Genomic DNA, 6,000 nt, shown 5'->3' on the forward strand with positions numbered 1-6,000 from the left:
TGTGACGAGGAATGCATCCGAGAATGGTGGAGCTCAGGCCATCCTCCGATCTCGTGTCGTTCAGGATGACCTACGCTTGCCGCCTGGAGGCACGATGAGCCAGCAGGACAAATGGCTTGTTAAGCTGCAAGGAGGCTTCCATGAAGACGTCGACCGTTCTTGCGAGTGCCGCTCTGATCACCCTTGGCGGGATCGGGCTTGCCGTGGCGCAGCCGAATCCGGTCCGAGGCACGCCGGGTTCGCCCTTCCCCTACGCCGCCGCGCACGAGATCCAGACGATCAATGGCGTCCCGTGCCGGACGATGTACGACCGGCAACTCGGCACGCGTATCCCGATCGCCTGCGCCGGCGGGGACGTCCCGGTCGCCAGAGTCGATGTGGCCACGACCGGCAGCACCCGGGCGGCTGTAGCCAGTGGAGTTCCTATCTCGGGCACGCCGAATTCTCTCTTCCCCTATGCAGCCCCGAATGAGATCCGGATTTTCAATGGAGTTCCCTGCCGGACGATATACGATCGGCAGTTCCAGACCCGTGTTCCCATCGCGTGCGCCGGTGAGGTTATGGTCCACCGTGTGCAGTGACCCATGAGGTGTTGTGCCGGGGAACGGATGACCGGCAGTGATGTCGCCCTGCGCTGCCCCGACGGCGTAGCGGTGTCCTTGTCGAGTTGGACACCCTGAAGCGAGCACTCGCGGGGCAGGGCAGTGGCGCCTTTGGCGGGTTGCATGAGGTATGCCGGTCCTCTCGCGCGAGTTGCTGTTCGTTCCGGCTGATCTGCCCACGATCACTGTGACATGGTCGGATCGGCCGGGAGGTGACGGCAAAGCGCCGACGATCAGACGGGCGCACCAGTTATGAGAGACCGTCCCATGCATCGTCTTCTGCTCATCCCCGTCTTCACCGTGACATCGACGCTGATCGACTCCGCGGCTCTGGCGCAGCAGTTCGATGGCCGCTGGAAGGTCGTGGCCACACCGGAGATGGGCTCTTGTCGCAGGACGCATCGTTACACGATCGTGGTTGAGAACGGGGCTGCCCGCGATGCCTCGCGACAGGCCGGGGGACAGGTCACCGGCGGGCTGGAGCCCAGCGGACGCGTTCGGGTCAGCGTTCAACGTCCCCGAGGGCGGGCCGACATCACCGGGGAGTTGAAGGGGCGGTCGGGTTCCGGCGCCTGGATCATTACAGGACGGATCACCTGTTCTGGGCGTTGGACCGCAACGAGGCAAGGCTGATGCTGGGTCAGCGCAAATTCGCCATGCTCAGGGAGGATGATAGGGATTGTTGCCGCGTGAGACATAAGGCAACCTTCTTCATGGAACCTCCAAGGCCTGCTCCCTCCCATCACCGGTGAGGGAGCTTCTTTCTGGAGGCGGGGGCGGGCGGAATCTGAGCCTGATTGTCCATCACTCGATGAGAGCATCGGCATTCGATAGGGGCGCCGGATCCGAAGGGTTTCGGGAAGTCCCAGCAAGCCCATCACTGTTGAATGCGTTCCTCCCTCGCGGTCAGAACTGTCAACGGATTGTCCACACCGGTCAAGCGCGCCGCGGCCGCTGGTCTATGCTGATCCCAAAGATGGCGAATGATCCGCGGGCATCGGCGCATTCCCCGTGCTGACGGCCGATCAAGGTGCGGGAGGCGGATCAAGGAGGTACCGGCGATGAAGCATGTTACCTTTCGATCATTGGGCGTGGCTCCCACGAGGACGGCTCTCTATCTTCTTGCCGCCATGGCCATCACGGGCGCTCCTGCCCCGGCCGCACGGGCGGAGGACGGGGAAGCGCAGGCCATCCTGAAAGCCATGGCGGATTATGTCGGCCGCCAGGAAAACCTGGCGCTGAAATATGATTCCGATATCGAGGTGGTGACCCCGGCGGTCGAGAAGATCCAGTTCAGCGCCTCGGGCGACGTCACCTTGAGCCGGCCGAACAAGTTCCGCATCAGCCGCACGGGCGGTTACGCCGATGTCGAGCTCATCTCGGACGGCACCAATGTGACAATCTATGATCGTGGCGGCAACCGGTTCGCCCAGGTGGCCGGATCCCCTTCCTTCGACGAGGCCGTCGACAGGCTCCGCAGCGAGGCGTCGCTCGAACTTCCTGGCGCCGATCTCCTGCTGGCGAAGCCCTATGACGAGCTGATGGCGGGGGTGCTGGAGGCCAAGCACATCGGCCGCGGCGTAATCGAGGGTGTCGAATGCGAGCACCTTGCCTTCCGCAATCTCGACACGGATTGGCAGATCTGGGTCGAGGTCGGCGACAAGCCGGTGCCACGCAAGTACGTCATCACCAGCAAGGCGGTCGGGGCTGCACCGCAGTACACGCTGAGGCTCCGTGATTGGAAGACCGGCGTCAGCCCGGCGCCGGATGCGTTCGCGTTCAAGCCGCCGGACGGCTCCAGCGGAGTCGCGATCACCGTCCTCAAGGACATCGATGAAATCCCGGCCGGCGTCGTTCCCGGAGGTACGAAATGAGCATCCTCAAGCGAATGGGACTTGCTGCGCTCGCCCTTGTGGCCGGTGGGACAACCCTGCTCTGGAGCGGCGACGCATCCATTTCATCAGGCTCGTTCATCAGCCAAGCGGAAGCCCGCATCGGGCGCCCCGCAACGCCGATGAGCTATGCCGGCGTGGCCCGCCGCACCACCCGCCGGGCTGTCGCCTATGGAGCCGCCGGGGCGGCAGCGGCCGGAGCTTACTATTACGCCGCTCCCGGCTGTCAGCAGGTTGTGAACGCCTACGGACAGATCGTCTATCAGTGCCCGTAGACGGTTCTATTCCGACCACTATTCAACACGGGCGCTCAAGCGGGCGGCTGCGGCGTGGACATGCTCGGGCCCGCGTGTTTGCCGGAAAGGAGAGGGAGCAATGGGGATGGTATACGCCGGCCGGGCAGACAAGCCGCATCCCGCCGATGCCATCGTCCCCCTCACCGAGGATCTGCGCCGGGTGCTGCGGACCGAACTGCTGAGGGACAGCTGTTCCGCCGCGGCTGTTGCCTGCCTGTTCTCGATGCATCGCCGCACCATGAACCGGCACCTGCACGCCGAAGGCCTTTCGTTCCGGCAAGTGGCCAACCAAATCCGCTTCGAGATCGCGTGCGAGCTGCTGGCCAACACCGACATGGAGCTGGGCCAGATCGCGGCGGCCTTGCGATACTCCGAGCTGAGCGCCTTCACGCGCGCCTTCCGGCGCTGGTCCGGGCAGACCCCGTCGGCGTGGCGCAACGATCATCTCGGGGGCCGGGAAGCGTAGCGGCGTCGCAACCCGCGCCGTTTCCGTGCGGCCCCTGGCCGACGCCCAAGCGAGTCGAACGATCCTTCTGACATGGCCACCCGTCCGGTGGCAGGAGGTAGGCCATAAGGGTCGTTCGGGACGGCCCGGACGGGGTTCCCGCTCGGCGGGGACAGACCTGGCGCCCGGCAGTCCAAAACTGTCAATGCAATGGCCCAAGGGGTCAAGCAGCAAGGTTGGAAGGGATCATACTGGCTCCGGCAATCAGGCCGAGCGGCTGCGGACCCGGGCGCATGTCCCGCTTCCGCGGATCCCTTCTGGCACCCGGCGGCCAATGGCGCCGACCCATCGCGTGCATAAGAGGGAGGCAATCATGACGATTGCGGTTACAGCCCAAGGTGTGTCTCAGGATCAGCGGCGACACGACAAGTACGACCGGCTCGTGGCAACGGCCCAATCCCTGCCGAAGTTGAAGGTGGCTGTGGCGCACCCCTGCGACGCGGCCTCCCTGGGGGCGGTGTTCGAGGCGGCGGCGCTCGGCCTGATCGAGCCGATCCTCGTCGGACCGCAAGCTCGGATCACGGCCGCAGCGGAGGCGCTCGGCAAAGACTTGTCTGCCGTTCGGATCGTCGACGCTCCACACAGCCATGCGGCGGCGGAGGAAGCCGTCAATCTGGTGCGGTCAGGGCAGGCAGAGGCCCTGATGAAGGGCAGTCTGCATACGGACGAGATCATGGGTGCCGTCGTGCGCCGCGAGGGCGGCCTGCGCACGGCGCGTCGGATCAGCCACTGTTTCGTCATGGATGTTCCTGATCATGAGACCGCGCTGATCATAACCGACGCGGCGGTGAACATCGCGCCAACCCTGGAGGACAAGGTTCACATCCTCCAGAACGCCATCGATCTCGCCCGGGCGATGCGGGTCGATCCGGTGCGAGTGGCGATCCTGTCGGCGATGGAAACGGTCAATCCGAAGGTGCCCTCAACCATCGAAGCCGCGGCTCTGTGCAAGATGGCCGACCGGGGGCAGATCACGGGTGGGATCGTGGATGGCCCGCTCGCGCTCGATAACGCCATCGATCTCGGCGCGGCCAAGATCAAGAAGATCCAGTCGCCGGTTGCCGGGCAGGCCAATGTGCTTGTGGTGCCGGATCTCGAAGCCGGCAACATGCTGGCCAAGAGCCTGACTTTCCTGGCCGACGCCGATGCCGCTGGCATCGTGCTCGGCGCCCGCGTGCCAGTCATTCTCACCAGCCGGGCTGACTCGACGATCACGCGGCTGGCCTCCTGCGCCGTCGCCTCGCTCGTCGCCGACTTGCAACGCAAGCGACTCGCAGTCCCGGAGGTCTGAGCCATGATCCCCGTTCTCATCGTTCTCAATGCAGGGTCATCGAGCCTCAAGTTACAGGTCTACGACATATTCGACGGCGCAGAGCCGCGGCTCGTCTGGAAAGGCCTGTACGAAGGGCTGGGGGGCTCTGCGCATTTTATCGTCAAGGATGCGGGCGGCGCCATGCTCGACGAGATGACCTGGAGCTCCGGTGATCGGATCGGGCACGAGGAGGCGCTGATGCACCTCGTCTCGTGGCTGAGCCAGTTCCGGGAGGAGCGCAAGCCTATCGCCATCGGGCACCGGGTGGTTCATGGCGGCGAGGCGTTCTCCACTCCTGTGCTGGTCGATGACTCCGTCATTCAGAGGCTTGAGGCGCTCGTGCCGCTTGCACCCTTGCACCAGCCCCACAACCTGGAGCCGATCCGGATCGTGCGCCGCCGCCTGCCGGGGATGCCGCAGGTCGCCTGCTTCGATACCGCCTTCCACCAGACGCAAACGGACATTGCCACCCTGTTCGCCCTGCCGCGCGAGATGCGCGAGCGCGGCGTGCGGCGCTATGGCTTCCATGGCCTGTCCTACGACTACATCGCGTCGGTACTGAAGGACTACGACCCGCAACTCGCGAAGGGACGGGTGATCGTCGCGCATCTTGGTAATGGCGCGAGCCTGTGCGCCCTCAACGGCGGCGTCAGCGCTGCGACGACCATGGGCTTTTCTGCCCTCGACGGTCTGCCAATGGGGACGCGCTGCGGCGCTGTCGATGCCGGGGTGATCTTCTTCATGCTGCGGGAGATGAGGCTCAGCCCGGCGGAGGCCGAGAGCGTGCTGTACAAAAAGTCCGGGCTGCTTGGGGTTTCCGGCATCTCGAACGACATGCGGGTGCTGCGCTCTAAGGCGGCGAGCGATCCGAATGCCAGGCGCGCCATCGACCTGTTCGTGTACCGCATCACCCGAGAGATCGGCTCGCTCGTGGCGGCGCTGGGGGGGCTCGACGGGCTCGTCTTCACCGCGGGTATCGGCGAGAACGACGTGGCGACCCGCGCCGAGGTGATCGCCGGCCTCGGATGGGCCGGGCTCAACCTCGACGAGGCGGCCAACCGCAGTGGCGGCCCACGGATCTCCTCCGGGTCCGGACCCACCGCGTGGGTCATCCCCACCAACGAAGAGCTTGTGATCGCCCGACAGACGCGCAGCGTGCTCGGCGCGACACGGGCCAAACTTGCATCCTGACCACGGAGATTGATGCCATGGAAACCCTGAAGACAAAGCCGGACGAGTCCACCGCCCAGCAGGAGCTTGGGGATGAGACGTTCATGTCGGCGTCCGATCTGCGGAACTACATGACCGAGATGCAGATGGCGAAGGCCACCAAGTCCGTCGAGGGCATGGACCGCGCCGAGAAGGCGCGCCAGGATCTGATCAAGCGCCTGTC

Annotated in this window: 7 protein-coding genes and 1 pseudogene; all 8 read left to right on the forward strand. The window is 65.1% G+C overall.

Features of this window, described 5'->3' with window-relative positions; genetic code table 11:
- The first annotated feature begins 140 nt into the window (after positions 1-140).
- Positions 141-581, forward strand: a complete 441-nt coding sequence (locus DDF70_RS13265) for a hypothetical protein (RefSeq protein ID WP_114945329.1) — start codon at positions 141-143, stop codon at positions 579-581.
- Between the two features lie 288 nt (positions 582-869).
- Positions 870-1,235, forward strand: coding sequence for a hypothetical protein (locus DDF70_RS13270; RefSeq protein ID WP_114945330.1), 366 nt, complete (start codon positions 870-872; stop codon positions 1,233-1,235).
- 428 nt (positions 1,236-1,663) lie between these two features.
- Positions 1,664-2,476 (forward strand): DUF2092 domain-containing protein, encoded by an 813-nt coding sequence (locus DDF70_RS13275; RefSeq protein WP_114945331.1) that lies wholly within the window; start codon positions 1,664-1,666, stop codon positions 2,474-2,476.
- A complete protein-coding gene (locus DDF70_RS13280; protein WP_245435474.1) occupies positions 2,473-2,769 on the forward strand; it encodes a hypothetical protein in 297 nt (98 codons plus the stop codon). Before DDF70_RS13275 ends, DDF70_RS13280 begins: the two co-directional genes overlap by 4 nt.
- Positions 2,770-2,875: 106 nt before the next feature.
- On the forward strand, positions 2,876-3,256 hold the full coding sequence (locus tag DDF70_RS13285; protein ID WP_114945347.1) for a helix-turn-helix domain-containing protein: 381 nt from the start codon (positions 2,876-2,878) through the stop codon (positions 3,254-3,256).
- A gap of 184 nt (positions 3,257-3,440) precedes the next feature.
- Entirely contained in the window at positions 3,441-4,586 is a 1,146-nt protein-coding gene (locus DDF70_RS13290) for a phosphate acetyltransferase (protein ID WP_281024362.1), read from the forward strand.
- 3 nt (positions 4,587-4,589) lie between these two features.
- Positions 4,590-5,798: an acetate/propionate family kinase gene (locus DDF70_RS13295; RefSeq protein WP_114945333.1), complete on the forward strand. Its 1,209-nt coding sequence runs from the start codon at positions 4,590-4,592 to the stop codon at positions 5,796-5,798.
- A 17-nt stretch (positions 5,799-5,815) separates the two neighbouring features.
- A pseudogene (locus DDF70_RS13300) lies at positions 5,816-6,000 on the forward strand (hypothetical protein); the annotation flags it as partial.

It is taken from the genome of Microvirga calopogonii, assembly GCF_003347665.1.
GTDB lineage: Bacteria > Pseudomonadota > Alphaproteobacteria > Rhizobiales > Beijerinckiaceae > Microvirga > Microvirga calopogonii.

Coding starts and splice junctions, on each gene's coding strand:
- DDF70_RS13290 (WP_281024362.1), top strand. CDS start 3,441: ATGCAATGGCCCAAGGGGTCAAGCAGCAAGGTTGGAAGGGATCATACT.
- DDF70_RS13295 (WP_114945333.1), top strand. CDS start 4,590: ATGATCCCCGTTCTCATCGTTCTCAATGCAGGGTCATCGAGCCTCAAG.
- DDF70_RS13265 (WP_114945329.1), top strand. CDS start 141: ATGAAGACGTCGACCGTTCTTGCGAGTGCCGCTCTGATCACCCTTGGC.
- DDF70_RS13280 (WP_245435474.1), top strand. CDS start 2,473: ATGAGCATCCTCAAGCGAATGGGACTTGCTGCGCTCGCCCTTGTGGCC.
- DDF70_RS13275 (WP_114945331.1), top strand. CDS start 1,664: ATGAAGCATGTTACCTTTCGATCATTGGGCGTGGCTCCCACGAGGACG.
- DDF70_RS13285 (WP_114945347.1), top strand. CDS start 2,876: ATGGTATACGCCGGCCGGGCAGACAAGCCGCATCCCGCCGATGCCATC.
- DDF70_RS13270 (WP_114945330.1), top strand. CDS start 870: ATGCATCGTCTTCTGCTCATCCCCGTCTTCACCGTGACATCGACGCTG.